The organism is Aquabacterium sp., assembly GCF_035476535.1.
Lineage (GTDB): Bacteria > Pseudomonadota > Gammaproteobacteria > Burkholderiales > Burkholderiaceae_C > Pseudaquabacterium.
The window spans coordinates 39,647-63,708 of record NZ_DATILJ010000110.1 but is presented as its reverse complement, the minus strand read 5'-3'; the positions used below and the strand labels follow the sequence as shown (position 1 = coordinate 63,708).

Here is a 24,062-nt window from a genome sequence, read left to right as displayed (position 1 = left end):
CTCATATTAAAACTAGCGACGCGCCCCGAGGGCGTGCAAGCGCCGACTTGGAGACAACAATGACAAATCGATCGGGCAGGCTCTCGCGCCGCCGTGCCATCGAGGCCGCCCTGGCGGTGCCGCTCTCATGGGCTGGCTTCGCAGCCCATGCACAGGACAAGCCGCCGCTGCGGCTGCTCGTCGGCTTCCCTCCGGGCGGCAACGTGGACTATGCGGCGCGCCTGCTGGCCGAGCGGCTGCGCGCGCCGCTCGGCCGCAGCGTCATCGTCGAGAACAAGCCGGGCGCCGGCTCGCGCATTGCACTGGCGGAGATCAAGCGTTCGGCCGCGGACGGCAGCACGCTGATCGTCAGCGTCGATGCCGCGTTCACGATCTATCCGCACACGGTGGCCAAGCTCGAGTACGACGCGCAGAAGGATTTCACGCCGATCGTGCGCATCGCGACCTACGACTACGCGATTGCCGTCGCAGCCAGCCACCCGGCGGCGAACATCCGCGAGTTCATGGCCTGGGCCGAGCGCCATCCGAAGGAAGCGTCGTACGCCTCGCCAGGCAGCGGCAGCGGACCTTCCTTCGTCGGCCAGGAATTGGCGCGCATCTTCAAGGTGCCGCTCACCGACGTGCCTTATCGCGGCGGCCAGGCGGCGAATACCGACCTGGTCGGCGGCACCATCGCAGCGGCGGTCGGCGTGTTGCCCGACATGCTGGAACTGCACCGCAGCGGCAAGCTGCGGGTGCTGGCGGTCGGTGGCTCACGCCGCAATGCCCTGGTGCCCGAGGTGCCGACGCTGCGCGAGCAAGGCGTCGACTTCGAAGGCGACATCACCATCGGCGTCTACGCCCCACGCGGGCTGCCCCCAGCCCAGACCCTGGCGCTGGGCAGAACCATCAGCGAGCAGCTCGCCGGCGCGGACATGAAGTCGGCCTTGGATCGGCAAGGGCTGACGCCGGCCCCGCTTTCCGGTGAGCAGCTTGCCGTGCTGCATGCCGCCGAGCTGCGCAAGTGGGACGCGCTCATCAGAGCCACCGGCTACGTGCCGCAGTGACAGTCGCTGTCGACTCATCGCCGGTGCCATCGCCGACTTCATCGCCATCGCCCACAATCGGCCCCATGCCGGCCCCGCCGCCACCGCCCGTCGACAGACCGCTGCGCGCCACGGGCCCGGCCGGTGCCGAGCCCGATGCACGAGCGCTCGAATTCAAGCAGCTGCGATTCTTCGTTCGCGTCGTCGACATCGGCAGCATCACCCGCGCAGCCCAGGCGCTGCACATCGCGCAGCCGGCGCTGTCCAAACATCTGGCCGACCTCGAGCATGCGCTGAACGCGACGCTGCTGGTGCGCAGCCCGCAGGGCATCGTGCCCACCGAGCAGGGGCGCGCGCTGTACGCCGCGGCTCAGCGAATCCTGCGCGAGGTCGAGGCAGTCGCCGGTCATGTCGCAGCGATCGGGCAGACACCCGTGGGCAGCGTGCGCATGGGCTGCCTGGAAAGCACGGCGATGGCGCTCGCCTACCCGCTGGCCGTCGACGTGATGCAACGCTATCCCGGGGTGCGGCTGGTCATGGTCGCCGGCCAGGGCCGCGACCTGTACCGGCGCTTGATTGCCGGGGACCTTGATCTGGTCGTGCTCGCGCCCGACGAGGAGATCACCGGCGTGCAAAGGCGCGTGCTCGTCGAAGAAGAGCTGTTCATCGTCGGCTCGACGAAGCTGCCCGGCTTCGTCGAGGGCTCGACGATCGAGGTCGCCGAACTGGCTGAACTGCCCTTCGTGCTGCCGTCGCGCACCAGCTACTCGACGCGCAGCCTGATGCGCAAGGTCTTCGAGCAGCACGGCTTCGAGCCGCACACCGTGATCGAGTCCGACGCGCTGGTGCTGGTCAAGCGCCTGGTGTTCGAGGGCCATGGTGTCAGCGTGCTGCCCTGGACCGTCGTCGAGGACGGCCTGGAGGCCGACCGCGTGCGGCTCAAGCGCATCGCCGGCATTCCACTGATGCGCCGGCTGGAGCTGTGCCGGCGCAACGATCAGCTGCCGACCGCGGCCATCGATTCGGTCATCGACTCCGTGCTCGGAACTGTCGTTCGCCTGGTCGAAGCCGGGGCATGGCGCCACGCCACGCCCATCGCGTCCGCCGCCTGGAATTGACTCTTCATCTCTCCCACGTCGCCCATCTCTCCAATCTCTTCCAGAAGGAACACTCATGGATCTTCAACTCGACAAGCGCGTCGCCATCGTGACCGGTGGCGGCACCGGCATCGGCTTCGGCATCGCCGAGCTGCTGGCTGAAGAAGGCGCGAAGGTCGTTCTCGCTGGCCGCCGTGGCGACGTGCTGAAGCAGGCAGCCGACAAGATCGCCGCCAAGGCCCGCGAGGAACCGGTCGTGATTCCGGTGGACCTCAGCGCACACGGCGGCGGCGCCGAGCTGGCGAAGGCGACGATCGCGAAGGTCGGCCGCGTCGACGTCATCGTCAACAGCGCGGGCGTGTCGCAGCCGATGTCCACCGGCTCACCGGACGAGCTGTGGGACGCCGCCTACGCGTTGCGCTTCGCGGAAGTGCGGCACCTGATCGAAGCGCTGCTGCCCTACATGAAGGAGCGCCGCTTCGGCCGCATCATCAACATCGGCGGCTCCTGGGAGGTGCAGGACATCGTCAATTCCGCCAGCGTGATGAACGCGGCACGCACCGTCTACAGCAAGAGCTTGTCGCGCGAGGTTGGCCGCTACGGGATCACCGTCAACACCGTCGGGCCCGGCGTCATCATCAGCGAGCAGCTCGAGTCGCGTTTCCCGACGGTTGCGGACCGCGAAGCATTTGTGCGCATGCATGTTCCCGCAGGCCACTTCGGCGAACCGCGCGATCTGGCCGTGCTGGTGGCGCTGCTGGCCTCACCGCTGGGCCGCTACATCAACGGCGAAGTGATCGCTGTCGATGGCGGCATGCACCGCTTCGCGTTCTGAGTGTGCACACCATACGTCCGGCTTTCCTTGGGGCGCCAGTCATCGGCCAGTTGGTGCCGGCTGCCCTTACCGCGCATCGTCTCGCCGCGTTCATCCTCGATGTCGAGCGAGCCCTTCTTGCTGATGTAGCGGAAGTGCGCCGCCATGGCCTTTCTGCCCCGCCCTCTCTGAAAGCGATCGACCGAATCCGATAAAGCTGTTTTCCACACACCATCTGAAAAGGTGGCGAAGCATCAACTCATTGCGGCTGGCAAGGATCTCCGGACTGGCTCTTATGACGCAGTCGACGCGGTCTGGCGACAAGACGCTACAGCAGATCTTCCGGCACCAGCAGCCACATCAGTCGCAGCTTCAGCTGCTGCCAGAAGCCGGGGCTGGGTTCGTCCAGCCTGCGCTGTTCGATGTCGCCGTTGCGCGAGACCCAGACCAGGCCCACTCCGCCATCGGCGCCATCACCGAGCTTCACCTCGAAATCGACGTTGCGCTCGGGATCGAATACCTGCTGAACTCGCTGAGTGAAGGCCCGGCTATGGACCACGACACCGATTTCGTTGTTGATGTGCTCGGAGCGCGGATCAAGGTTCATCGAACCGACGAGCGTCGTCTCGCCGTCGATGAAAGCCATCTTGGCGTGCAGCCGGCCTGCGCTGGCACCCAGCAGGCGGCCGATACGCGAGTCGCTCTTCAGACGCTCGCTCGCCACCTCGAACAAGCGCACGCCGGACCTCAGCAGTTCGACGCGGTACTGCGAGTAGCCCACGTTGACCAGCGGCTCGTCACTGGCGACGAGCGAATTCGTGATGACGCGCACTTCCACGCCGCGCTGTCGCGCACGGGTCAGGCTGGCCACGCCTTCCTGGCCCGGAATGAAGTACGGAGAAAACAGCAGCAGCCGTTCGCGCGCCGTCCCCATCTCCTGCACGAAGCGCTGCTTGACTGTCATCGCGCCGCTGCGCTGGTCCTGCGCCTTCGCTGGCTCATCGACCCAGGCCTGCGCGCCGCCTGCCATCAAGATAAAACGGCGCGACAGCAGCTGCGCGCCCAGGGATGGGTCGCCGAACATGTCGGGCTCCGTCCGGGCCGGCGGCGCAGTGTCGCCGGCGGTCAGACGATCGAAAACGGCGACCCGTTCGGCCGGCCCGACGCTGCTGTGCACCAGCAGCTCAACGGGATAGACCATCGCGCTGTTCCAGTAGCGGTCGAATGCACCGTTCAACTCCGGCACGACAGCGCCGGCCACCAGCATGTCGAAGTCGATGAAGTTGGCGTCTGCATGGCGGAAGAAGTACTCGTCCGCCAGGTTGCGGCCGCCGACGACGGCCACCGAGCCATCGGCGACGAGCAGCTTGTTGTGCATGCGCTGGTTCAGGCGCTTGAAGTCGCGCAGGAAGTCGAGCGACCGCAGCAGCGACGAGGTTCGGCGCGCCGGAAACGGGTTGAAGATCCGCACCTCCACCTGTGGCACCGCGGCGAGGCCCAGCAGCAGCTCATCCATGCCGCTGGTATAGAGGTCGTCGACGAGCAGGCGGACACGAACGCCGCGTGCCGCCGCTTCGCGCAGGGCGCGCAGCACGCTGCGCCCGATGCTGTCGTCCGCGACGTGGTAGTACTGCACGTCGAGCGACAGCGTGGCGCGCCGCATCAATTCGAGGCGCGCATCGAGTGCGACGCTGGCTTCTGGCATCGGCCACAGGCCGGACTGCGCGGGCGGGATGTTCGCGTCGCGCGCCACGCCGCCGAGAGTCGTATCAGGTGTCGCGACGAGCGCGTGGCTGTCGGGCCGGACGGGGAACTCGGGCAGCGCAGCACATCCGCCGATCACGAAGGCGCTGACGACGAGACACCAGCTGCGGAGGAAGGCGCCGAGGCAAACGAGGGCAACCCGAGACATGCCGCTGCGCTGTGCCACCTCAATAACCCGTTGGTGACGCAGCATCGGCCGACGCAACGCCGGTTTGCCGGAAGCGCTCGGCAAGCGACCGCGCGGCGCGCGCCAGCATCGTCGCCTCGACGCCCACCGCGACGAAGCGCGCGCCGAGCGCGATGCTGCGCCGCGCGAGGCCTTCGTCGATCGCCAGCAGGCCCGGCGCCTTGCCGGCCGCAAGGATGCGGGCGATCGCCTGTTCGATCGCGGCCACCACTTCCGAGTGGTTAGGCTGGCCGAGGTAGCCCATCGACGCCGACAGGTCCGACGGGCCGATGAAGACGCCGTGCACGCCATCGACGGCCGCGATCTCGTCGAGCTGCTCCAGCGCCGCGACGGTCTCCACCTGTACCAGCAGGCAGACCTGCTGGTTGGCCTCGTGCAGGTAGTTCGGCAAGCCGGACCAGCGCGACGAGCGGGCCAGGCCGCTGCCGACGCCGCGCACGCCATGCGGCGGATAACGCATGGCCCGGACCAGCGCCCTCGCCTGCTCGGCAGTCTCGACCATCGGCACCAGCAGCGTGGTGGCGCCGATCTCCAGCACCTGCTTGATCAGCACGGTGTCGCCCTGCGCTATGCGCAGCACCGGATGCACGGGATAAGGCGCCACCGCCTGCAGTGCCGCGAGCATCGAGCGCAGGTCGTTCGGGCCGTGCTCGCCGTCGATCAGCAGCCAGTCGAAGCCGGCGGTGGCGCACAACTCGGCGGCGTAGGGGTCGGCCAGGCCGAGCCACAGGCCGATGCGGGCGCCGGGCTCGGCAATGGCAGCTTTGAAGGGATTGGCAGGTGTATGCATCAGACGAAGCGGACTGAGATGGAACCGAGTGGACCGTAGTCGGCGTGGAAGGTGTCGCCCGCGGCGCAGGCCACCGGGCGAGTGAACGACCCGCCGAGCACGATCTCGCCGGCGGCCAGGCCCTCGTCAAAAGCGGCCAGCTTGTTGGCCAGCCAGGCCACACCGTGGCCCGGGTGGTTCAGCACGGCGGCGCCGAGGCCGGATTCCTCGATCACGCCGTTCTTGTAGAGCAGCGCGCCGGCCCAGCGCCAGTCCACCGCGTCGGGCCGCATCGGACGTCCGCCGAGCACGATGCCGGCGTTGGCCGCGTTGTCGGCAATGGTGTCGAGCACCTTGCGTGGCGTTTTCGTCACGCGGTCGAACTGCTCGATGCGCGCGTCGATGAGCTCGAGCGCCGGCGTCACGTAGTCGGTCGCGTTCAGCACGTCGAAGAGCGTGACGCCCGGTCCCTTCAGCGGCCGCGCGAGCACGAAGGCAAACTCGACCTCGAAGCGTGGCACCAGGTAGCGCGCAGCCTCGACCTCGCTGCCGTCCCGGATCAGCATGCTGTCGAGCAGCGTTCCGTAGTCAGGCTCGGTGATTTGAGAGGCGATCTGCATCGCGCGCGAGGTCAGGCCGATCTTGTGGCCGAAGATGCGTCGGCCGGCCGCCTGCTGCAGCCGCACCCATTCGCGCTGGATGGCGTAGCTGTCGGCAATCGCCATCTCGGGAAAGCGCTTCGAGAACTGTTCGATCGGGACGCGATCACGTTCCGATTGATCGAGTTGGCGCGCGAGCGCTACGTGTACCTCGGGTGCCAGCATGCGGGTGTCTCCAGGGCAAGGACTGCCGCGCGAATTCTGGTGCACGCGTCGGCCCCGCACAATCAAACGAATCGGGTCCGGTATCAAGCCACGCTTGATGATGAACGCAGCAGCGCGATCTCGGCCAGCAGATCGTCCAGGCCTGCGCGCAGCAGCTGCAGCGTCACATCGTCGGCGATGCGCTCGTTCACGAGTTTCTTGTCGACGGTGGGAATCGCGAGCTGCTGGCGCGCCAGTGGCCGGGCCAGGGTCGCTGCCAGCACGTCGCGGATCTGCCCCTGCGCGCGCACGCCGCCGAACAGGCCTGGCGAAGTGGTGATGATCAGCGCCGGCTTGCCTTTCAGCGGCGATGCGAATCCCGGCCGGGAGGCCCAATCGAGCGCGTTCTTCAGCACACCGGAGATGCCGTAGTTGTATTCCGGCGAGCCAATGACCAGGCCGTCGCATCCCGCGATGGCCTGCTTCAGTGCGCGCACCGGCTCGGGCAGCGCGTCGCCTTCAAAATCGGCGTTGTAGGGCGGAATCTCGTGCAGCAGCGCGACATCGAGCTGCGCCCGCCCATCGACCAGCGGCGCCAGGCTGCGCAGCACCGCGCTCGTGTTCGATGCGAGGCGCAAGCTGCCGGAGATCGCCAGCAGGCGCGGCAGGGGAGCATCAGGAGAGGTCATGTGCCATGTCTTTCATCAGTTATCGGATGTTGCCGGCACCTGTTCCGAACCTGGCGGCCCAGTCCTGCACCGGGTGGAAGCCTGGGTCCGCCCGGCAGGCGGCTTCGGTCTCGGCCCAGATGCGCTCGTCAGGCTGCTCCAGGTCCAGCGGATCGCCATGCGGCTGCGGAACGTACCACGGCGTGTCGAGGTAGACCTCGATCGTATTCGCTTCCAGATCCTCGAAGTAGATGGACAAGGCGTTGCCATGGTTCATCGCGCGCATCTTCGCGGCGCCTTCGGCCAGCGCGCTGGCACGCACGCGGCGCAGGTCGTCAATGGCAGCGACCTTGAACGACATCTGCATCACCGTGCTCGGCGCGTCCGCCGGCCGGCCGCCGGCGAGCACGAGTTGGTGATGCTGCGTCGGCGAGCCGCTGAGGAAGTTCAGCTGGCACTTGAAGTTGGCGCCGACGCCCTCGTCGGTCAGGTGCAGGCCGAAGACCCGCGTGTAGAAGCGGGTCATCGCGTCGATGTCGCGGACGAAGATGCCGAAATGGGACAACTGCGGGATCGTGCTCATGACTCTCTCGTTCACGGATGAAGAATGATCTTGCCGACCTGGACACCGGGCCCCAGCGCGTCGACGACCCCGGCGATCTCGTTACCGGGAACAGCCGGCAGCGGCGGCATCCACTTGTAGCGGCAGGTGCGCATCAACACATCGGGCCGGCCGATCAGGACGGCGCGCATGCTGTTCATCGTTGCCCGTCGTGCACCGCGACCTGGTCCTTGCGCAAGCCACCTAACCTTTGATGGACGCGGCCTCCGTCGGCCATCACCAGCGCGAAGAGGATCTCGTTCGGCCGGGGCCCGTCCTGCACGCCGACCTCCATCGCATTGAAGTGGCTGCGCACGTAAGCGGCGTGGATGTAGTGCAAGGGCACCATCAGCCGGTAGCCCGCCGATGCAACGGCCTTGGCCGCCGGCACGATGGCCTTGGGCTCGCCGAGCACCGAGCGCATCGCCCAGCCGCCGGCCTCATGCCAGACGGCGCCATGCTCGAGTTCACCGCCGACACCCACGATCGCGGCCTTGCCGTAGGCCTCGACGCGGTCCTTGCCGAGCGCGGCCGCGGCTTCCTCGGCCAGTTCGAGGCCCAGCGCTCGCAGCTCGGCCATGAAGGGCAGCAGGTCGGGCTCGTGGCGGCCGGCGTAGGGGTTGAGCACCACCGCGCCGGCCGCGGCCATGCGCAGCGGCACGGCGGCGGGCGGTCCGCCTTCGTGGTGGATCGTCTCGATCGCCAGCAGGCGCTTGCGGATTTGAATCAAGGACATCAGGTTCTCCTTACAAACGCGCGATCCCGGCCTCGGCCACGACCTGCGTCCACTTCTTCACTTCGGCGGCGACCATCGCGGCCATCTCCTGCGGCGTGCTGCCGCGCGCTTCGCCGCCCATCTCCTCGAGCCGCGCCTTCACGGCATCCACCTGCAGCGCCTTCTGCGTTTCGGCGTGCAGGCGGTCGACGATGGGCTGCGGCGTGCCGGCGGGCAGCATCCAGCCGGCCCAGGAACTCACGTCATAGCCCGCCACGCCCTGCTCTGCGATGGTCGGCACATCGGGCATCAGCGGCCAGCGGCGAGCACCAGTGATCGCCAGCGCACGCAGCTTGCCGGCCTTCAACTGGCCGAGCACGGCCGTCGGCGGCGCGATGATCAGCGGAATCTCGCCACCGAGCAACGCGGTGACCGCGGCCGAATCGCCGCGGAAAGGCACATGCAGCAGCTTCACGCCCGCCATCTTCGACAGCAGTTCGCCGATCAGGTGGTGGGTCGAGCCGACGCCGGCGGTGCCGTAGGCAACGCTTTCGGGCGAGGCCTTGGCCGCCGCGATGGCGTCGGACAGGTTGCGAAACTTCGAGCCCGGCGCTGTCACGACCAGGAACGGGAAGAAGGTGATCGTCGACACCATCTGGAAGCTGTCGACGGTCTTGTAGGGCAGCTTCTCGTACAGCGCGCCGGCCACCGCATGGCCGCCGGTGGCCAGCAGCAGCGTGTGGCCATCGGGCGCGGCGCGCGCGACCGCGCCCGAGGCCAGCGTGCCACCCGCGCCGGCGACAGCCTCGACCACCAGCGCCTGGCCCAGCCCCTTGGCCATCTCGTTGCCGACCACGCGGGCGATGGTGTCGGCATTGCCCCCGGTGGCAAAGCCCTGCACGGCCTTGATCGGTCGCGCCGGCCACGACTGTGCGTGCGCTGCGGGCCAGCAGGCCGCGGCCAGGCCCGCGGCCGCGAATGTGCGGCGTTGCATTGCGTGTCTCCTCGATTCGTCGTCGTCGATGACGGCCTGATCAGGCCTGCGCGACCACGGCATTGCGCAGCGTGCCGATGCCCTCGATCTCGACCTCGACCATGTCGCCCGCCCTCATGAAGCGCTGCGGCTTGCGGCTCCAGCCGACGCCTGCGGGCGTGCCGGTGGCGATCACGTCGCCCGGCATCAGCGTGAAGATCGTCGATGCATAAGCAATCAGGCGCGGCACCGGGAAGATCATGTGGCCGGTGTGGCTGTCCTGCACTGTCTCGCCGTTCAGCCGCGTCTGCAGCCGCAGCGCACGCCCGGGCTCGATCTCGTCGGCCGTCACCATCCACGGGCCGAACGGGCCGGTGCCCTCGAAGTTCTTGCCGGAGGCGATCTGCTTGGCGTGGAACTGCCACTCGCGCACGCTGACGTCGTTGTAGATCGAGTAGCCGGCCACGTGCTCCCAGGCGCGCTCGGCCGGGATGTCGCGGCCGGGCTTGCCGATGATCACGGCCAGCTCGCCCTCCCAGTCCAGCGTATCGGACACACGCGGCTTGACCACCGGCTGCCCGTGGCCGACCTGCGAGCGCCAGACGCGCAGAAAGATCGGCGGCTCTTCCGACAGCTCGCGCTGCATGCCCGCGGCCAGCACTTCCTGGTGATGGTCCATGTAGTTGCGCACCGCGCAGACGATCTTTTCGGGCCGCGGAATCACCGGCAGGAAGCTCAGACCGGCCAGCGGCCGTTCGGCTTTCAGGCCTTCAGTGACCTGCGCGCGGCGGCCGTAGGCCTCGCTGCCGAGGAACTCGGCCAAGGTGGCGCATCCGGTGCGTGCCGACAAGGGCGCGACGCCATCACCGATGACCACGCCCCACTCTTCACGGTCTCCATCGAGATAAGACAGCAACTTCATTCGTTTCTCCTGTGAGTTCAGTAATAGGCTTAAAGATACGTTTTACACATAAAACGTTGCATGGGCATAAACCCTTAATAAACCTGCAAAATTGGCTGATGGACAATGCCTGCCCATGGACAAGAAGGTCGAATCACCGGACGCAGCCGCACCGCTGGCCGTCGAGCGTGCCTACCGGGAGCTGCGTCGCGCACTGGTGCGCGGCGACTACGCGCCTGGAGCGCGGCTGCGCATGGAAGAGCTGACGCAGCGGTTCACGGTCAGCAGCAGCCCGCTGCGCGAGGCGCTGAACCGGCTCTCCGGGCAGGGGCTGGTCAAGATCCTGGAGAACCGCGGCTTCCGTGTCGCGCCGCTGACGGCCCAAGGCGTCAGCGATCTGGCGCGCGTGCGCTTGCTGGTGGAGTGCGAGGCGCTACGCGACGCCATCGGGCATGGGGACGACACCTGGGAAGCGCAGGCGGTGGCCGCCGGACATGCGCTGGCGTTGTGCGAGCGCCGCCTGGGCGACGAGCCGCGCGCGCTGGACGACGACTGGTCCGCGCGGCATCGGCAATTTCACCTCTCGCTGTACGCCGCCTGCACCTCGCCGATGCTGCTGGACCTGGCGGACATGCTGTTCGACAACGCCGAGCGCTACCGTCTCTGGGCTGCACGCCATCGACAGTCGCCTCGCCACAAGCACGATGAGCACCAGCAGTTGCTGAAGGCTGTGCTGGCCCGCGAGGCAGACAAAGCCGTGGCGCTGCTGCGCACGCACATCACGCGCACGGAGCAACTGGTCGTTGCCGCGCTGCAAGGCGTGGCAAACGACATGCTGTAGGCTGAAGCGGCCACCCGGTACCTTTTGGAGGAAGAGCGAGCCGGCAAGGCATCGCTCTCGACGGCGTGCTACCTGCTGGATCCGGTGGTCGCGTGCATCGGCCATCTGCAGTTCGACCAAGTGCGCGACGGGACGCCGAGACCTTGTCGTGGACAAGCGGCTGGTAGACGGCAAATCAGCATCCGCATGGCCGCCAGGGTCTGCGTGCCGACGCGCAGGCCGATCACATCGCGCACATCGCGCACATCGCGCACATCGCGCCTTCAGCGTACTGGGCGCGGATGTTGGCAAAACGCTGATTCGTTTTGCCCGCGATGTGCTTCACAACAGGCTTGGGGACAAGTACTACGTGGCCGCTATCGCCTCCTACGGCGGCGCCTCGGCGAACGACTCGATGCTCAAGAGCATGCTCACCGCAGGTGTGGCTTCGCTTGAATCTTCCGGCCCGCCACGCTACTATACGTTTCGTATAGTCATTTGAGCCGTCGCCAACATCAACATGAAGATCGGACATGAAGCCACCGCACCTGCTGCAGATCCGCGCCTTCGGAGTTCAGCATGCCGTCGGCGCTCCGGCGCCACGCGAAAGCGCCGCCGCACGTCCGAGACAGCGGCCGTTGCCGCGGGCCCGCTGGCCGGGCCGGACAGCTACCGGGTCCCGAGTCGGCGGAATACGGCAAGCGACATCGTCGGCTCACTCACGGCGGCCTTGCCTGCAGCCCAGCCAAGCATGGAGGCCATCGGGTCAGCCCCAGGCAACCCCGCCGTCTTTCGATGCCGACTCGCTTCAGCTGAGCGAGGCCATTTGATAATGAGACATGGCAAACAAAACCTATGGTCAGCTCTGCCCAATGGCCAGGGCGCTGGACATCCTGGGCGATCGCTGGACACTTCTGCTGATACGCGAGCTGCTGCTGGGCCCCAAGCGCTTCAAGGACTTGTTGGCCATGCTGCCCGCGATGGGCACGAATCGGCTTTCCGAACGCCTGGCCATGCTGGTGGACAACGGCGTCATTCGCCCGACCACTCTGCCGGCATTGGCTGCCGCGCCGGCCTACGAGCTGACCGAGTTGGGCGAACAGTTACGCAAGCCAATGATTGCACTGGGCTTGTGGGGCTTGAACCTGCCCGTGGACGAGCGCATCGACCCCTCGAGTGCACGCGCAGAGTTGATCGCGCTGTGTCTGACCGGCGTGAGCGATCCCACGACCAGCGCCGGTTTGCACGAGGTCGTCGAGTTCCGGATCGGCGCAGAAACCTTCCACATACAGATCAACGACGGCAAAGTGCTGGCGCGCTCCGGGGCGCCTGCGGAGCCAGCCGACCTGCAGGCAGAGTGCGACATGGACACGTTCATGGCCTTGGCCTTGCGGCAGATCACGCCCTCGAGCGCGCTCCGCAAGGGGCAGGTCAGGCTGTTGCGCGGCAGCCAGCCGGCCTTCACTCAAGTATTCAAGATCCTCGAGTACAGGCCCTGAGGCTCGCTGCCCGGTCACCGGGCAATCGACATCGGCATTCATTTGAAGCGGACCGACAAGCGCTTGCCGCCCGTGCCGTCGCGCCCCGCCGCCGGAGGGACTAGCGATGAGTGCCTCCTACGACTTCGACTACATCGTCATTGGCTCGGGCTTCGGCGGCGGCGTATCGGCTTGCCGGCTGACCGAGAAGGGCTACTCCGTCGGCGTGATGGAGATGGGTCGGCGCTGGAAGGCCGAAGACTTTCCCAAGTCCAACGGGGACTCGGGCCGCCACATCTGGCGGCCGGGCATGCGCATGTTCGGCTTCGACAACATTCGACTGCTCCGCCACATACAGCACTACGCGACGGCAGAGCCCATGCTGGGCGTGACCGACAACAAGCTGCTGGGAGAGGCCGATAAAGCAGCGAGGCTCGCTGCCGCGCATCCGCGACGATCTCGGCAAGCGGATTCGCACCAACGCCGAGTCCCTCATCGGCGTGCGCTTTCCCGCGCATGACAAAAGCATGTCAGCGGGCGTGGCGGGCGGCGCCGCCGTCTACATCGACGAGCAAACCCACATCGCATTCCCACGAAAGCCACCCTTGAAGCCACACCACCCCCGAGAACTCGCCATGGTCACGCCGCGCTTGTCTGAGCCAGATCTGTTGAATCGGCCCTTGCATCTGCCCAATGGCAGCGTGCTGCGCAACCGTCTCGCCAAGGCCTCGATGAGCGAGACGCTGGCCACCTATGACAACCATCCGACGGCCAAGCATGTCGAGTTGTACCGGCGCTGGGCCGCCTCCGGTATCGGATTGCTGCTCACCGGCAACGTGATGATCGACCGGCGCGCACTTGGAGAGCCCGGCAATGTGGTGATCGAGGATGAGGCCGACCTGCCGATGCTGCGGGCATGGGCGCGCGCCGCCACGGACCAGGGCACGGCCTTGTGGGTGCAGCTCAACCATCCCGGCAAGCAGTCGCCGAAGGGGCTGAATGCCGTCAATCTGTCGCCATCGGCCATCCCCTTTCGCGAAGACATGGCGTCGTTTTTTGACACGCCGCGCGAAGCCACCACCGCCGAAATCCTGGACATCATCCAGCGCTTCGGACGCAGCGCGGCGATCTGCAAGAAGGCCGGCTTCAGCGGGGTGCAGATCCACGGCGCCCACGGCTATCTGGTCGGCCAGTTCCTGTCTCCTCATCACAACCATCGCACGGATGAGTGGGGCGGCAGCCCGGAAAACCGTCGTCGCTTCGTCATGGCCGTCTACGCCGAGATTCGCCGCCAGGTTGGCCCGGATTTTCCCGTCACCATCAAGCTCAACTCAGCGGACTTCCAGCGCGGTGGCTTCACCGAAGAGGAGTCGATGGCGACCATCCTCGAGCTCGCCGGTGCCGGAATCGATCTGATCGAGATCTCCGGCGGCACGTACGAGGCCCCAGCGATGAGTGGCGCCTTTCAGCAGCCGAAGACGGCCTCGACGGCAGCACGTGAAGCGTATTTCCTCGAGTTCGCAGCGAAAGTGCGGGCGAAGGTGCAAGTGCCGCTGATGGTCACCGGCGGCTTCCGTACCGCGGAGGGCATGAACGCGGCGCTGCGTACCGGCGCACTCGACATCGTCGGACTGGCTCGATTGATGGCCATTGACCCCGACGCGCCTGTTGCCCTGCTGCGCGGGCGCGACAGCGTGCAGCGCGTACGACCGATCACCACGGGGATCAAGCCAGTGGACCGCATGGGCATCATGGAGATCCTCTGGTACACGCGGCAGCTCAAACGCATCGCAGAGGGAAGCAGCCCTCGTCCCGGCGAAAGCGGCTTGGTGGCGCTCATCAAGGGTCTGATGACGAGCAGTTGGGGAACCTACCGCACCAGGCGCATGCGCGCTTGATCGGTGGCGGTCGTCCCTTCAATCACTGGAAACTCACCTCGTGCGCAACCTACTCAAAGCAGTCGCCCTGATCTTCGCGTTGGCGACACCGTTCACTTCCTGGGCAGCGGACCCGGGTGATGGTTCGCAAGACAATGCCAAAGCCAGTCAGCCGGCAGCGTCGCAGACAACGGGAGTCACGTGGACCAACGTGCCGACGCAAACCCTTTCCGCGGGAGGCGTGGACTTCGCATACCGCGAACTCGGGGAACGAAACGGCGGGACGCCGCTCGTGTTCCTGAACCACCTGGCCGCGGTGCTGGACAACTGGGACCCCCGCGTTGTCGACGGTATTGCGGCAAAGCACCACGTGATCGTGTTCGACAACCGCGGTGTCGGCGCGTCCACTGGTACGCCAGCCAATTCGATCGAGCAAATGGCGGACGATGCCATCACCTTCATCAAGGGGATGGGCTTCAAGCAGGTCGACCTCTTCGGCTTCTCGATGGGCGGAATGATTTCGCAGGAAATCGTGCTGAATGAACCACAACTCGTTCGCAAGATGATCCTGGCGGGGACCGGCCCGGCTGGCGGAGAAGGCATCAGCGCGGTGGCCGGCGTCGCGAACTATGACCTGGTCCGAGGTCTGTTCACGGGCCAGGATCCGAAGCAGTACTTGTTCTTCACTCGCACGCCCAATGGCATCGAGGCGGGCAAAGCGTTTCTGGAACGATTGAAGGAGCGCTCGCAGAACCGTGACAAAGAGATCGCCGTCAGTGCCTATGTGGCGCAGCTTCAGGCGCTCAGCGCTTGGGGTCAGAAGAAGGCCGCCGATCTCTCGCTGATCAAGCAGCCCATCCTCGTCGTCAATGGCGATGACGACCGGATGGTCCCGACGCCCAATTCGCGCGACCTGACGCGGCGGCTTCCGAACAGCACCCTCGTCATCTATCTCGACGCCGGCCATGGCGGAATTTTTCAACACCACACCGACTTCGTGCCGAAGGCTCTCGACTTCCTCGCGCGTTAAGGCTGCAGCCGGCGCGGCCGCAGCGACGCACACGGCCTTGGCAGAGACACACCTACCTCACCTGATGGAAGACCAGATCATGACCGATACGCACCTTACCGCTCCGACTCGATTCGTGGACGTCGATGGCAACAACTACGCCTATCGCCGCTGGGGCGATACCACGACGGGGCAGCCGCCACTGTTCCTTCTCCAGCACTTCCGCGGTGGCATGGACCATTGGGACCCTCTGATGACCGACGGCCTCGCCGCGGGACGAGAGGTGATCCTCTACAACGGGCGCGGCGTCGCATCGTCCTCGGGGAAGCCACGTACCCGCATCGAACACATGGCTGACGATGCGGCGGCCGTCATTCGCGCACTTGGCCTGAACAAGGTCGACGTGGTGGGGTTCTCGCTGGGTGGCTTCCAGGCCCAGGACCTGACGCGCCGTCATCCTGATCTTGTGCGCAAGCTCATGCTGCTTGGCACCGGGCCACGAGGCGGGAATCCAGATTCGGACCCAGGCGTGCTCGAGGCGGCTCCGCGTCCGGTGCCGACTCTGGAGGATTTCCTGTTCCTGTTCTTCGGTCGATCAGAGGCCGCAAAGAAGGCCGGCCGCGATTTCTGGAACCGCCGTCACCAACGGGTGGATCAGGATCCTCCGAGTTCCCCGGAGGTGATTCAGGCGCAAGTCGAGGCCAACATGTACTACCTGCCGAAGCTCGATGTGAATGACCCGTTTGCTCACCTGCGCGAGATCAAGCAGCCGACGTTCATCCTGAACGGCGTCAATGACGTGATGATCCCGACCCTCAATTCCTGGCACATGGTTCAGAACATTCCGAATGCTCAACTGTTCGTCTACCCTGATGCCGGGCACGGCGCCCAGTTCCAGTACCCCGACCGATTCCTGAACCACGCCATTCAGTTCCTTGACCGAGAGTGAAGCAAGACGTCGGCACTCGGCTCACACACTCATCGAATACACCCACAAGACGATCATGCTGAAATTCAAACTCCTGCTGTGGGCTCTGACAAAGTTGTTGCAGAGGACCATCAAGAACAACCCCGGCTGCGCCAACTACGTGAAAGGCAAGGAGTTGACGTTCCAAATGCAAACGCTCGCTGGAGTTGGCCGTCATTTCACCATCAAGAATGGCGCAATCAAGTCTGCTTCGGGGCTTACCAAGTCACCGCAGTTCACGATGACCTTCAGAGACGCGGCCAAGGGCTTCGCGATTCTTTCTGCAAAAGACGGCAAGGAGGCATTTCTCGGAGCGTTGCGCGATGAGGACCTTGTCATCAAAGGTGATTTTGTCGAGGTGATGTGGTTTCAAGGATTGACCGAGTACCTGCAGCACAAGAAGCAGCAGGGAATCTAGTGTAGTGCGCCACTCTGTTCTGTACTTATCCAGCGGCGGTGGCGAGAGCGGCCTTCGCCCGCGTAACCTTTGTCAGGATGTCGGACGCACTGGCGGTCCAGATGAACGGCTTGGGATCGATGTTGTGATGGGCGACGTACAAGTCAATCGCCAGTTCGAGTTCTGCGACGCTGGTGAAGCTGTCACGCCGGATGCGCCTGTCGGTGATGTCGCGGAAGAAGCGCTCGACCCTGTTCAGCCACGATGCGCTGGTCGGTGTGAAGTGCATGACGAAGCGCGGGTGGCTGGCCAGTCACTTTTGCACCTCGGGGTGGCTGTGCGTGGCGTAGTTGTCGACGATCAGGTGCAGGCTCAGGTGCTTGGGTGTACGGCGATCAATGAGCGGCTGGCCGGTGGTGCCGCCCCTGTGGATAACGGGTCCCGCAGCGGTCCCGCAGTGACAAAAAGGACTTGGATCTTTCAACCCAAGTCCTTGTCACATGGTGCGGCTGGCAGGAATCGAACCCACGACCCCTTGGTTCGTAGGCGGTCATCGAAAGTTGCGACGCTGTCGCAAGATTCGTAGCTCGCATGGTGCAGTGCATCGGCGAAATCGATGCCAGCTTCGCAGTTGAAGAGCGCTTGCTCGACGGCACCACGGTCTTCGACGGTGATGTGTGCCTGCTCAAACAGGTGCCGCATGACGGATGCCACCTCGGCCTGGTCGAAGCCATCAGGATCGCGTCGCATCGCCGCACCGCCTCGACCACATCGCGCCGGGTCGATCGCGCCGGTCGAGTTCGTCAGACTGCAAGGCGTCAGCCCTCTTGGCGACAAGTCGTGGGCGTCATGCCCCAATGCCGCCCTTCCCTCTCGGTCAATCGAGCGTCAAGTTCGCCGCGGTGATGACATCGCGCCAGGAGGCGGTCTCCTGTCGAATCAGTTCCGCGAATGCCGCAGGCGACATCTTGGGCAGTTCGTAGCCGAATGTGCGATAGCGCTCGGCCACCGTGGGATTGGCCAACACTTCGGCGATGTCGGCAGCAACGCGAGCACGCACCGCGGCAGGCGCCGTTGCCGGAGCGAACAGGCCGGCCCAGGCGCTGACTTCGAATCCACGCACAAAGGCCAATTCGGAAGTGGCAGGCACGTTCGGGTGTTGAGCATCCCGGGCGGGAGCAGCCAGCGCGATGAATCGCAGACGACCTGCCTTCTCCAGCGGTCCCGCACTCGCGATGCTCCCCAGCGCCCAGTTCACCTCCTGCGATGAAACCGCGGCGTAGAGCGCACCGAAGTCGCGGAACGGAACATGAACCATTTTCGTGCCTGTCATGGACTGCAGGCGCAGCGCCCCAATGTGGCCCGGACTCCCCACGAACCACGATCCGTAGAACATGGCGTCCTGCTTCTCTCGGGCTTTGGCGATCAAGTCATCCAGGGTCTTGATGGGACTGTCCGCAGCCACAGTCACAAAGAACGGCGTGCGCAGAATCATGCCCAATGGCGCGAAGTCCGCCGCCACGTTGTAGGGCAGCTTCTTGTAGGTGTGAGGGTGGGTCGTGATGTGGTTGCTGTCCAGTTGGATGAGATCGTGGCCATCGGTCACGCCCTGCTTGAACTGGCTCACGGCGATGAACCCGCCGCCGCCGGGCTTGTTGTCGACCACCACCGGCTGACCCCACTTCTTTCCCAGGTGCTCGGCGACCAGGCGCAAAGCCGCGTCAGGGCCGCTTCCCGCCGGGAACGGCGTCGTCGTCCGAACGGGTTTGCTGGGAAAGGTCTGGGCCATGGCCCGTTCAGCCAGAAGCGGCGAGAGTGCGGCTGCACCACAGCCGGCGATGACCTGGAGTGCTTTGCGGCGATCGTTCATGGGTTTCAGTCTCCTTGGATTCGATGTCGTCATGCCACCGCGGGCGCGCTCGAGCGGGTCTTCAGGAGATCGAGCGCGACGTCCACGATCATGTCTTCTTGCCCGCCGACCATGCGCCGGCGACCCAACTCGACCAGGATGTCCACGGTCTTGAGCTCGTACTTCCTTGCCGCCAACTCGGCGTGGCGCAGGAAGCTGGAATACACGCCGGCATAGCCCAGCGCGAGCGTCTCGCGATCCACGCGCACCGGCCGGTCCTGCAAGGGGCGCACGATGTCGTCGGCGGCATCCATGAGCTTGTAGAGGTCACAGCCGTGGTTCCAGCCGAGTCGCTCTGCCGCGGCGATGAAGACCTCCAGCGGCGCATTGCCGGCGCCGGCGCCCATGCCGGCGAGACTCGCATCGACGCGGTCGCAACCTTCTTCGACGGCGACGATGGAGTTGGCGACGCCGAGACTCAGGTTGTGGTGGGCGTGCATGCCGGTCAGCGTCTCGGGCTTCAGCACGTCCTTGAAGGCTCGGAAGCGCTCGCGCACGTCGTTCATGCCGAGCGCACCGCCGGAGTCCACGACGTAGCAGCAGGTGGCGCCGTAGCTTTCCATCAGCTTGGCCTGCTGCGCCAGTGCCTGCGGCGTACTCATGTGGCTCATCATCAGGAAGCCCACCGTATCCATGCCGAGTTCGCGCGCGTACTCGATGTGCTGGCGCGAGATGTCGGCCTCGGTGCAATGGGTGGCGATGCGGACCACGCGCGCACCGGCCTGGTAGGCCGCCTTCAGGTCATGCACGGTGCCGATGCCGGGTAGCAGGAGCGTCGCAATCTTCGCGTGCTGCACCACGTCGGCCACGGCCTCGATCCATTCGATGTCGGTGTGCGCGCCGAATCCGTAGTTGAAGCTGCCACCCTGAAGACCATCGCCATGGGCGACTTCGATCGAGTCGACGCGGGCGTCATCCAGCGCCTTGGCAATCTGGCGCGCGTGCTCCACCCTGTACTGATGGCGGATGGCGTGGCTGCCGTCGCGCAGCGTGACGTCGGAGACGTAGATCTTCTTTGCCGGATCGTGGACCATGGTCGTCTTTCGTCAATCGTGAGTCAGCTTGGCCAGCATGCGCGCAGCCACCCTGTCCGCCGTGCGCAGCGCTGCGCTGGTCATGATGTCGAGGTTGCCGGCGTAGGCGGGCAGGTAGTGCGCGGCGCCCTCCACTTCCAGGAAGATCGAAGTCTTCAGCCCATGCATGCGCAAGCCCACGCCCGGAATGCGGATCGGGTTCGCGGCATCGATGCGGTCGAACTGCAGCTTCTGCTTCAGCCGGTAACCTGGCACGTAGCTCTGAACCGCAGCGACCATCTGCGCCACCGATTCGGCGATCCGCGCCGCGTCGGCGGGTTCGCTGAGCGTGTAGACCGTGTCGCGCATGATCAGCGGCGGCTCGGCCGGATTGAGCACGATGATGGCCTTGCCACGGGCAGCGCCACCCACGCCCTCGATCGCACGCGAGGTGGTCTCGGTGAACTCGTCGATGTTGGCCCGCGTGCCCGGCCCGGCGCTGCGGCTGGAGATGCTGGCGACGATCTCGCCGTAGTGCACCTTGGCCACCCGCGACACAGCGGCCACCATCGGAATGGTGGCCTGGCCGCCGCAGGTCACCATGTTGACGTTCTGCGCGTCGAGGTGGTCCTGCCCGTTGACGACCGGAATGCAGTACGGCCCGATGGCCGCAGGCGTCAGGTCCACCATCCGGATGCCGGGCTTCAGAGAGCGCAGGAAGGCATCGTTCTTCACATGCGCGCCGGCGGAGGTCGCATCGAACACGATGTCGATGTCCGCAAACACCGGCAACCGAACCAGCCCTTCGACGCTTTCGTGCGTGGTGGCAACGCCGAGTCGGGCGGCACGCGCCAGGCCATCAGAGGCGGGGTCGATGCCGACCATGGCGCCCATGTCAATGTGTTGGCCATGGCGAAGGATCTTGATCATCAAGTCCGTGCCGATGTTGCCGCTGCCGATGATGGCAACCTTCAGTTTGCGCTCAAGCATTCTTGGCTTCTTTCGTCGTGCTGGCTTTGCACACACCGCCGACACCCCAGTGCGCCGGCGGCACCTCCTGGAGGATCACGCGGATGGATTCGCGCGGCGCGCCGATGGCATCGACAGCCGCTTCGGTGAGCCGGAAGATCAGCGCGGCCTTCATGTCGGCGCTGCGTCCTTCGAGCAAGGTGACCTGGATCAGGGGCATGGGAATCTCGTTTGGAACGCGACGACTGCTTGCACGGCCACCTCAGGCAACGGTGTTGAACTCGACACGGCCCAGCCCTTGCATTTCCAGCATCACGTGCTGTCCAGGCAGCAAGGCCTCGGCGGCGGTCGCGCCACCGGCCATGACGATCCATCCCGCCTGCAGCGGCTCGCCCGCAGCGGCGCTCAAACGCGCGGCTGCGACGAGTGAGCGCAGCGGGTGGCCGAGGATGCCGGCGGTACTGCCGACCTGCCGCGCCGTGCCGTTGATCGACATCAGCAGCCCGCGGTTGGCGAAGTCCTGGCGCGGATCGCACCACGGCCCGATCACATAGCCCGAAGACGATGCGTTGTCGGCGACGACGTCGCCGAGCGTGAACTTGAAGTTGTCGAAACGCGAATCGATGATCTCGAGCGCCGGCGCAATGGCGGCCACGGCATCGAGCGCCTCGGGCAGGCTCACGGCAGCCGGCAGCGGCTTGGCCAGCAGGAAAGCCAACTCGGGCTCCACGCGCGGATGCACGAAGCGCCGTAGCGAAACAGGCGCACCGTCCGTTTCGGCCATCGCGTCGGTCAGGCGCCCCCAGATCATGTCGAGCACACCCATCTGGACCATCTTTGCGCGGCTGGTGAAGCCCATCTTCATGCCGGTGCGGCGCTCGCCGCGTGCAAGCCGCCGAGCGATAGAGGCGGCCTGGATGGCGTAGGCCTCGGTTTCGCCAATGCCTTCCTGCTCCGCGAATTGCGCGATGGCGCGTGCGTGGTACGCCGCGGAGTCGACCACTTCGGCCAAGGCGGCGATGCGTTGCTCGTTCATGCCTGCTGCTCCTCGAAGACGGCGCGCACCGAGCCCAGCCCTTCGATGCGCGCCTCGAAAACATCACCGGGCCGGACCGGGACCATCGGTCCCAACGCGCCGGTCAGGACCACGTCGCCGGCCCGCAGGCCCCGACCGAGCTCGGCCATCTTGTTGGCCAGCCACAGCGCGGCATTCAACGGGTGCCCCAGGCAGGCCGCACCAGCGCCCAGCGACACCTGTTCGCCAGCGCGCTCCATCACCATGCCGGCCAGGCGCAGGTCCAGGCCAGCCAGGCTGACGGGCGTGTTGCCGAGCACGAAGGCGCCGCTGGAGGCGTTGTCGGCGACGGTGTCGACGAAGCGGATATTCCAGTCCGCGATGCGACTGCCCACGATCTCGATGGCCGGCAGCGCGAACGCGACCGCGCGGATCAGCTTGGCGACGGTGATGCCGGCCTCGGGCAGGTCGCGCTCCATCACCAGCGCGACTTCGGCCTCCACCTTGGGCTGCATCAACCGACGCCAGGGCACCGGCTCGCCGTCAGCAAAGGCCATGTCGGCGAAGAGCATCCCGAAGTCGGGCTGGTCGACCCCGAGCTGCCGCTGGACTGCACGTGCGGTGAGACCGATCTTGCGTCCCACGAGACGCGCCCCGCCCTTCAGCCGGCGTTCGGTGTTGAACGTCTGGACGGCGTAGGCGTCCTGCGCCGTCATGCCCGGATAAGCGTCGCGCAGTGGCGCGACAGGCTCGCGGCTCGCTGCTGCGTTCCACAGCAGGTTCGCGGCCAACCCGACCTCACTGTCGTTCATTGGGACTCTCCATGGAGCTTGATGCACACGTTCGACAACTCCGTATAGAACTCGAGGGAATGCACGCCGCCTTCGCGCCCGATGCCGGACGCGCCGGATCCGCCGAAAGCCGTGCGCAGGTCACGCAGGAACCAGGTGTTGACCCAGGCGATGCCGACGCGCAGCGCGGCGGCGAAGCGATGCGCACGATCGATGTCGCGGGTGTAGACGGAGGCCGCCAACCCGTACGGCGTGTCGTTGGCCAGCATCAGCGCCTCCGACTCGGTATCGAACGGAATGACCGCGCAGCACGGCCCGAAGATTTCCTCGCGGGCCACACGCGAGTCGTGCTGCAGACCTGTCCAGACCGTCGGCTCGATCCAGGCGCCGCGGGCGAGATCACTGGGCATGCCCGGCACGCCGCCCCCCGCCACGGCCAGGCCACCTTCGTCGCGCGCGAGTTGGTAGTAACTCAGCACCTTCTGCTGGTGCTCCGCCGAGATCAGCGGGCCGAAGTTCGCGGCCGGGTCATCCGGGCGGCCCGGCTTGAGCTGCCGAGCGACTTCGGCCAGACGCTGGACGACGGCCTCGTAGACGGGCCGCTGCACATAGACGCGCTCCGTGCCGAGGCAGACCTGGCCGGTGTTCTCGAACACCGAGCGCGTGAGCCCGGCCATCACGACATCGAGATCGGCGTCGGCAAACACGACGGCCGGGTTCTTGCCGCCCAACTCCATCGAGACCGGCTTCACGCCGGCCGACGACGCGCGGATGATGGCCGCGCCGGTGCGGGTCTCGCCGGTGAAGGTGATCGCATCGATGTCCGGGTGGGTGGTCAGGAACTCGCCGGCCGAACCCGGCCCGAAGCCGTGCACGACGTTGTAGACGCCCTTCGGGATGCCGACCTTGTTCATCACCTCGCCCAGCAGGGCTGCAGTGGCCGGCGTTTCCTCGGAAGGCTTGACGATCACCGTGTTACCGCAGGCCAGCGCCGGCCCGACCTTCCAGGTCATCAGCAGCAGCGGCAGGTTCCACGGACAGACGACGGCCACCACACCCTTGGGGCGCCGCAGCGCGTAGTTCAGCGCTGGCTTGCCGTCGGGCGCGTGGCCGATGAAAGTCTCGGTCGCCACGTTGCGCACGACATCGGCGAACACCCGGAAGTTGGCCGCCCCACGCGGGATGTCCAGATGCGACGCCAGCTCACGCGGCTTGCCGGTGTCGGCCACTTCGGCGGCGAGGAAATCCTCGGCGCGCCGGTCGATCTCGGCGGCAACCGCGTACAGCAGGTCACAACGCTGAGCCAGCTTCAGCGCGGCCCAGGGGCCGCAGAGCGCACGACGCGCCGCGCGAACGGCGTCGTCGACATCCTCACGAGCGGCCTCGCTGACTTTGGCGATCAGCGAGCCGTCCACGGGGTTGATGTCGTCGAAGCTGCGCCCGCTGCGCCCCTCGCGGTACTCGCCATCGATGAAGTTGAGAATCACGATTCGTCCTTCT

General features: G+C 66.0%; 27 protein-coding genes and 2 pseudogenes. 11 read left to right on the top strand and 18 right to left on the bottom strand.

From position 1 onward, the window contains the following. Positions 1-59: 59 nt before the first annotated feature. The 3 genes from VLK61_RS11525 to VLK61_RS11515 all read left to right on the top strand — a co-directional run bounded on the left by VLK61_RS11525 (position 60) and on the right by VLK61_RS11515 (position 2,957). The gene (locus VLK61_RS11525) at positions 60-1,046 is read left to right on the top strand and encodes a tripartite tricarboxylate transporter substrate-binding protein (protein WP_325421243.1); all 987 of its coding nucleotides are present in this window, start codon (positions 60-62) and stop codon (positions 1,044-1,046) included. Between the two features lie 65 nt (positions 1,047-1,111). Further along, a complete protein-coding gene (locus VLK61_RS11520; RefSeq protein WP_325421241.1) occupies positions 1,112-2,143 on the top strand; it encodes a LysR family transcriptional regulator in 1,032 nt (343 codons plus the stop codon). A gap of 55 nt (positions 2,144-2,198) precedes the next feature. After that, on the top strand, positions 2,199-2,957 hold the full coding sequence (locus VLK61_RS11515) for an SDR family oxidoreductase (RefSeq protein WP_325421239.1): 759 nt from the start codon (positions 2,199-2,201) through the stop codon (positions 2,955-2,957). A 307-nt stretch (positions 2,958-3,264) separates the two neighbouring features. Here the strand turns inward: VLK61_RS11515 and VLK61_RS11510 are convergent, their stop codons facing one another. The 9 genes from VLK61_RS11510 to VLK61_RS11470 form a co-directional block, all read right to left on the bottom strand. After that, positions 3,265-4,893 (bottom strand): phospholipase D-like domain-containing protein, encoded by a 1,629-nt coding sequence (locus tag VLK61_RS11510; protein ID WP_325421237.1) that lies wholly within the window; start codon positions 4,891-4,893, stop codon positions 3,265-3,267. Beyond that, positions 4,868-5,677: a 4-hydroxy-2-oxoheptanedioate aldolase gene (hpaI, locus tag VLK61_RS11505; RefSeq protein ID WP_325421235.1), complete on the bottom strand. Its 810-nt coding sequence runs from the start codon at positions 5,675-5,677 to the stop codon at positions 4,868-4,870. Before hpaI ends, VLK61_RS11510 begins: the two co-directional genes overlap by 26 nt. Beyond that, positions 5,677-6,480: a 2-oxo-hept-4-ene-1,7-dioate hydratase gene (hpaH, locus tag VLK61_RS11500; protein ID WP_325421233.1), complete on the bottom strand. Its 804-nt coding sequence runs from the start codon at positions 6,478-6,480 to the stop codon at positions 5,677-5,679. The genes hpaI and hpaH overlap by 1 nt, the downstream gene beginning before the upstream one ends. 83 nt (positions 6,481-6,563) lie before the next feature. After that, entirely contained in the window at positions 6,564-7,148 is a 585-nt protein-coding gene (locus tag VLK61_RS11495) for an NADPH-dependent FMN reductase (RefSeq protein WP_325421231.1), read from the bottom strand. A gap of 19 nt (positions 7,149-7,167) precedes the next feature. Next, positions 7,168-7,710, bottom strand: a complete 543-nt coding sequence (locus VLK61_RS11490; RefSeq protein ID WP_325421229.1) for a VOC family protein — start codon at positions 7,708-7,710, stop codon at positions 7,168-7,170. An 11-nt stretch (positions 7,711-7,721) separates the two neighbouring features. Then, the gene (locus tag VLK61_RS11485) at positions 7,722-7,880 is read right to left on the bottom strand and encodes an alcohol dehydrogenase catalytic domain-containing protein (RefSeq protein WP_325421227.1); all 159 of its coding nucleotides are present in this window, start codon (positions 7,878-7,880) and stop codon (positions 7,722-7,724) included. Positions 7,881-7,885: 5 nt separating this feature from the next. Further along, complete coding sequence (locus VLK61_RS11480; protein ID WP_325421225.1) at positions 7,886-8,464, bottom strand: amino acid synthesis family protein; 579 nt, start codon at positions 8,462-8,464, stop codon at positions 7,886-7,888. A 10-nt stretch (positions 8,465-8,474) separates the two neighbouring features. Then, positions 8,475-9,437: a tripartite tricarboxylate transporter substrate binding protein gene (locus VLK61_RS11475; RefSeq protein ID WP_325421223.1), complete on the bottom strand. Its 963-nt coding sequence runs from the start codon at positions 9,435-9,437 to the stop codon at positions 8,475-8,477. Between the two features lie 40 nt (positions 9,438-9,477). Continuing rightward, positions 9,478-10,338, bottom strand: coding sequence for a fumarylacetoacetate hydrolase family protein (locus tag VLK61_RS11470; protein WP_325421221.1), 861 nt, complete (start codon positions 10,336-10,338; stop codon positions 9,478-9,480). 115 nt (positions 10,339-10,453) lie between these two features. On the opposite strand from VLK61_RS11470, the gene VLK61_RS11465 reads away from it, so the two are divergent. The 8 genes and pseudogenes from VLK61_RS11465 (at position 10,454) to VLK61_RS11430 (ending at position 16,886) form a co-directional block, all read left to right on the top strand. Next, positions 10,454-11,158: a GntR family transcriptional regulator gene (locus VLK61_RS11465; RefSeq protein WP_325421219.1), complete on the top strand. Its 705-nt coding sequence runs from the start codon at positions 10,454-10,456 to the stop codon at positions 11,156-11,158. Between the two features lie 148 nt (positions 11,159-11,306). Then, entirely contained in the window at positions 11,307-11,639 is a 333-nt protein-coding gene (locus tag VLK61_RS11460) for a hypothetical protein (RefSeq protein WP_325421217.1), read from the top strand. Positions 11,640-11,976: 337 nt separating this feature from the next. Continuing rightward, the gene (locus VLK61_RS11455) at positions 11,977-12,636 is read left to right on the top strand and encodes a helix-turn-helix domain-containing protein (protein ID WP_325421215.1); all 660 of its coding nucleotides are present in this window, start codon (positions 11,977-11,979) and stop codon (positions 12,634-12,636) included. 398 nt (positions 12,637-13,034) lie between these two features. Beyond that, a pseudogene (locus tag VLK61_RS32245) lies at positions 13,035-13,217 on the top strand (cholesterol oxidase); the annotation flags it as partial. A gap of 33 nt (positions 13,218-13,250) precedes the next feature. Beyond that, positions 13,251-14,513 carry an NADH:flavin oxidoreductase/NADH oxidase family protein gene (locus VLK61_RS11445; protein ID WP_325421261.1) on the top strand — a complete coding sequence of 421 codons (1,263 nt, stop codon included), beginning with the start codon at positions 13,251-13,253 and terminating at the stop codon, positions 14,511-14,513. Positions 14,514-14,703: 190 nt separating this feature from the next. Continuing rightward, the gene (locus VLK61_RS11440; RefSeq protein WP_414636804.1) at positions 14,704-15,522 is read left to right on the top strand and encodes an alpha/beta fold hydrolase; all 819 of its coding nucleotides are present in this window, start codon (positions 14,704-14,706) and stop codon (positions 15,520-15,522) included. Between the two features lie 64 nt (positions 15,523-15,586). Further along, entirely contained in the window at positions 15,587-16,450 is an 864-nt protein-coding gene (locus tag VLK61_RS11435) for an alpha/beta fold hydrolase (protein WP_325421211.1), read from the top strand. A gap of 55 nt (positions 16,451-16,505) precedes the next feature. Continuing rightward, positions 16,506-16,886: a helicase gene (locus VLK61_RS11430; RefSeq protein WP_325421209.1), complete on the top strand. Its 381-nt coding sequence runs from the start codon at positions 16,506-16,508 to the stop codon at positions 16,884-16,886. Between the two features lie 25 nt (positions 16,887-16,911). On the opposite strand, the pseudogene VLK61_RS11425 reads toward VLK61_RS11430, so the two are convergent. The 9 genes and pseudogenes from VLK61_RS11425 to VLK61_RS11385 form a co-directional block, all read right to left on the bottom strand. Further along, positions 16,912-17,265: pseudogene (locus VLK61_RS11425) on the bottom strand (transposase); the annotation flags it as partial. An 80-nt stretch (positions 17,266-17,345) separates the two neighbouring features. Next, the gene (locus VLK61_RS11420; protein ID WP_325421207.1) at positions 17,346-17,615 is read right to left on the bottom strand and encodes a hypothetical protein; all 270 of its coding nucleotides are present in this window, start codon (positions 17,613-17,615) and stop codon (positions 17,346-17,348) included. 127 nt (positions 17,616-17,742) lie between these two features. Continuing rightward, entirely contained in the window at positions 17,743-18,735 is a 993-nt protein-coding gene (locus VLK61_RS11415; protein WP_325421205.1) for a Bug family tripartite tricarboxylate transporter substrate binding protein, read from the bottom strand. A 29-nt stretch (positions 18,736-18,764) separates the two neighbouring features. Continuing rightward, entirely contained in the window at positions 18,765-19,808 is a 1,044-nt protein-coding gene (gene dmpG / locus VLK61_RS11410; RefSeq protein ID WP_325421203.1) for a 4-hydroxy-2-oxovalerate aldolase, read from the bottom strand. A gap of 12 nt (positions 19,809-19,820) precedes the next feature. Next, the gene (locus tag VLK61_RS11405; RefSeq protein ID WP_325421201.1) at positions 19,821-20,777 is read right to left on the bottom strand and encodes an acetaldehyde dehydrogenase (acetylating); all 957 of its coding nucleotides are present in this window, start codon (positions 20,775-20,777) and stop codon (positions 19,821-19,823) included. Next, positions 20,770-20,976, bottom strand: a complete 207-nt coding sequence (locus tag VLK61_RS11400; RefSeq protein WP_325421199.1) for a 2-hydroxymuconate tautomerase — start codon at positions 20,974-20,976, stop codon at positions 20,770-20,772. Before VLK61_RS11400 ends, VLK61_RS11405 begins: the two co-directional genes overlap by 8 nt. 42 nt (positions 20,977-21,018) lie before the next feature. Further along, positions 21,019-21,792 carry a 2-keto-4-pentenoate hydratase gene (locus tag VLK61_RS11395; protein ID WP_325421196.1) on the bottom strand — a complete coding sequence of 258 codons (774 nt, stop codon included), beginning with the start codon at positions 21,790-21,792 and terminating at the stop codon, positions 21,019-21,021. Next, positions 21,789-22,583 (bottom strand): 2-keto-4-pentenoate hydratase, encoded by a 795-nt coding sequence (mhpD, locus tag VLK61_RS11390; protein ID WP_325421194.1) that lies wholly within the window; start codon positions 22,581-22,583, stop codon positions 21,789-21,791. Before mhpD ends, VLK61_RS11395 begins: the two co-directional genes overlap by 4 nt. Beyond that, positions 22,580-24,049, bottom strand: coding sequence for a 2-hydroxymuconic semialdehyde dehydrogenase (locus tag VLK61_RS11385; protein WP_325421192.1), 1,470 nt, complete (start codon positions 24,047-24,049; stop codon positions 22,580-22,582). The genes mhpD and VLK61_RS11385 overlap by 4 nt, the downstream gene beginning before the upstream one ends. Positions 24,050-24,062: the final 13 nt, after the last annotated feature.

Excerpts from the sequence above, each read along its gene's own strand:
- VLK61_RS11435 (WP_325421211.1), top strand. The coding sequence starts at position 15,587 with ATGGAAGACCAGATCATGACCGATACGCACCTTACCGCTCCGACTCGA.
- VLK61_RS11465 (WP_325421219.1), top strand. The coding sequence starts at position 10,454 with ATGGACAAGAAGGTCGAATCACCGGACGCAGCCGCACCGCTGGCCGTC.
- VLK61_RS11455 (WP_325421215.1), top strand. The coding sequence starts at position 11,977 with ATGGCAAACAAAACCTATGGTCAGCTCTGCCCAATGGCCAGGGCGCTG.
- VLK61_RS11495 (WP_325421231.1), bottom strand. The coding sequence starts at position 7,148 with ATGACCTCTCCTGATGCTCCCCTGCCGCGCCTGCTGGCGATCTCCGGC.
- VLK61_RS11415 (WP_325421205.1), bottom strand. The coding sequence starts at position 18,735 with ATGAACGATCGCCGCAAAGCACTCCAGGTCATCGCCGGCTGTGGTGCA.
- VLK61_RS11490 (WP_325421229.1), bottom strand. The coding sequence starts at position 7,710 with ATGAGCACGATCCCGCAGTTGTCCCATTTCGGCATCTTCGTCCGCGAC.
- VLK61_RS11470 (WP_325421221.1), bottom strand. The coding sequence starts at position 10,338 with ATGAAGTTGCTGTCTTATCTCGATGGAGACCGTGAAGAGTGGGGCGTG.
- hpaH (WP_325421233.1), bottom strand. The coding sequence starts at position 6,480 with ATGCTGGCACCCGAGGTACACGTAGCGCTCGCGCGCCAACTCGATCAA.
- mhpD (WP_325421194.1), bottom strand. The coding sequence starts at position 22,583 with ATGAACGACAGTGAGGTCGGGTTGGCCGCGAACCTGCTGTGGAACGCA.
- VLK61_RS11430 (WP_325421209.1), top strand. The coding sequence starts at position 16,506 with ATGCTGAAATTCAAACTCCTGCTGTGGGCTCTGACAAAGTTGTTGCAG.
- VLK61_RS11525 (WP_325421243.1), top strand. The coding sequence starts at position 60 with ATGACAAATCGATCGGGCAGGCTCTCGCGCCGCCGTGCCATCGAGGCC.
- VLK61_RS11395 (WP_325421196.1), bottom strand. The coding sequence starts at position 21,792 with ATGAACGAGCAACGCATCGCCGCCTTGGCCGAAGTGGTCGACTCCGCG.
- VLK61_RS11420 (WP_325421207.1), bottom strand. The coding sequence starts at position 17,615 with ATGCGACGCGATCCTGATGGCTTCGACCAGGCCGAGGTGGCATCCGTC.
- VLK61_RS11405 (WP_325421201.1), bottom strand. The coding sequence starts at position 20,777 with ATGCTTGAGCGCAAACTGAAGGTTGCCATCATCGGCAGCGGCAACATC.
- VLK61_RS11480 (WP_325421225.1), bottom strand. The coding sequence starts at position 8,464 with ATGTCCTTGATTCAAATCCGCAAGCGCCTGCTGGCGATCGAGACGATC.
- VLK61_RS11485 (WP_325421227.1), bottom strand. The coding sequence starts at position 7,880 with ATGCGCGCCGTCCTGATCGGCCGGCCCGATGTGTTGATGCGCACCTGC.
- VLK61_RS11445 (WP_325421261.1), top strand. The coding sequence starts at position 13,251 with ATGGTCACGCCGCGCTTGTCTGAGCCAGATCTGTTGAATCGGCCCTTG.
- hpaI (WP_325421235.1), bottom strand. The coding sequence starts at position 5,677 with ATGCATACACCTGCCAATCCCTTCAAAGCTGCCATTGCCGAGCCCGGC.
- VLK61_RS11475 (WP_325421223.1), bottom strand. The coding sequence starts at position 9,437 with ATGCAACGCCGCACATTCGCGGCCGCGGGCCTGGCCGCGGCCTGCTGG.
- dmpG (WP_325421203.1), bottom strand. The coding sequence starts at position 19,808 with ATGGTCCACGATCCGGCAAAGAAGATCTACGTCTCCGACGTCACGCTG.
- VLK61_RS11520 (WP_325421241.1), top strand. The coding sequence starts at position 1,112 with ATGCCGGCCCCGCCGCCACCGCCCGTCGACAGACCGCTGCGCGCCACG.
- VLK61_RS11515 (WP_325421239.1), top strand. The coding sequence starts at position 2,199 with ATGGATCTTCAACTCGACAAGCGCGTCGCCATCGTGACCGGTGGCGGC.
- VLK61_RS11400 (WP_325421199.1), bottom strand. The coding sequence starts at position 20,976 with ATGCCCCTGATCCAGGTCACCTTGCTCGAAGGACGCAGCGCCGACATG.
- VLK61_RS11510 (WP_325421237.1), bottom strand. The coding sequence starts at position 4,893 with ATGCTGCGTCACCAACGGGTTATTGAGGTGGCACAGCGCAGCGGCATG.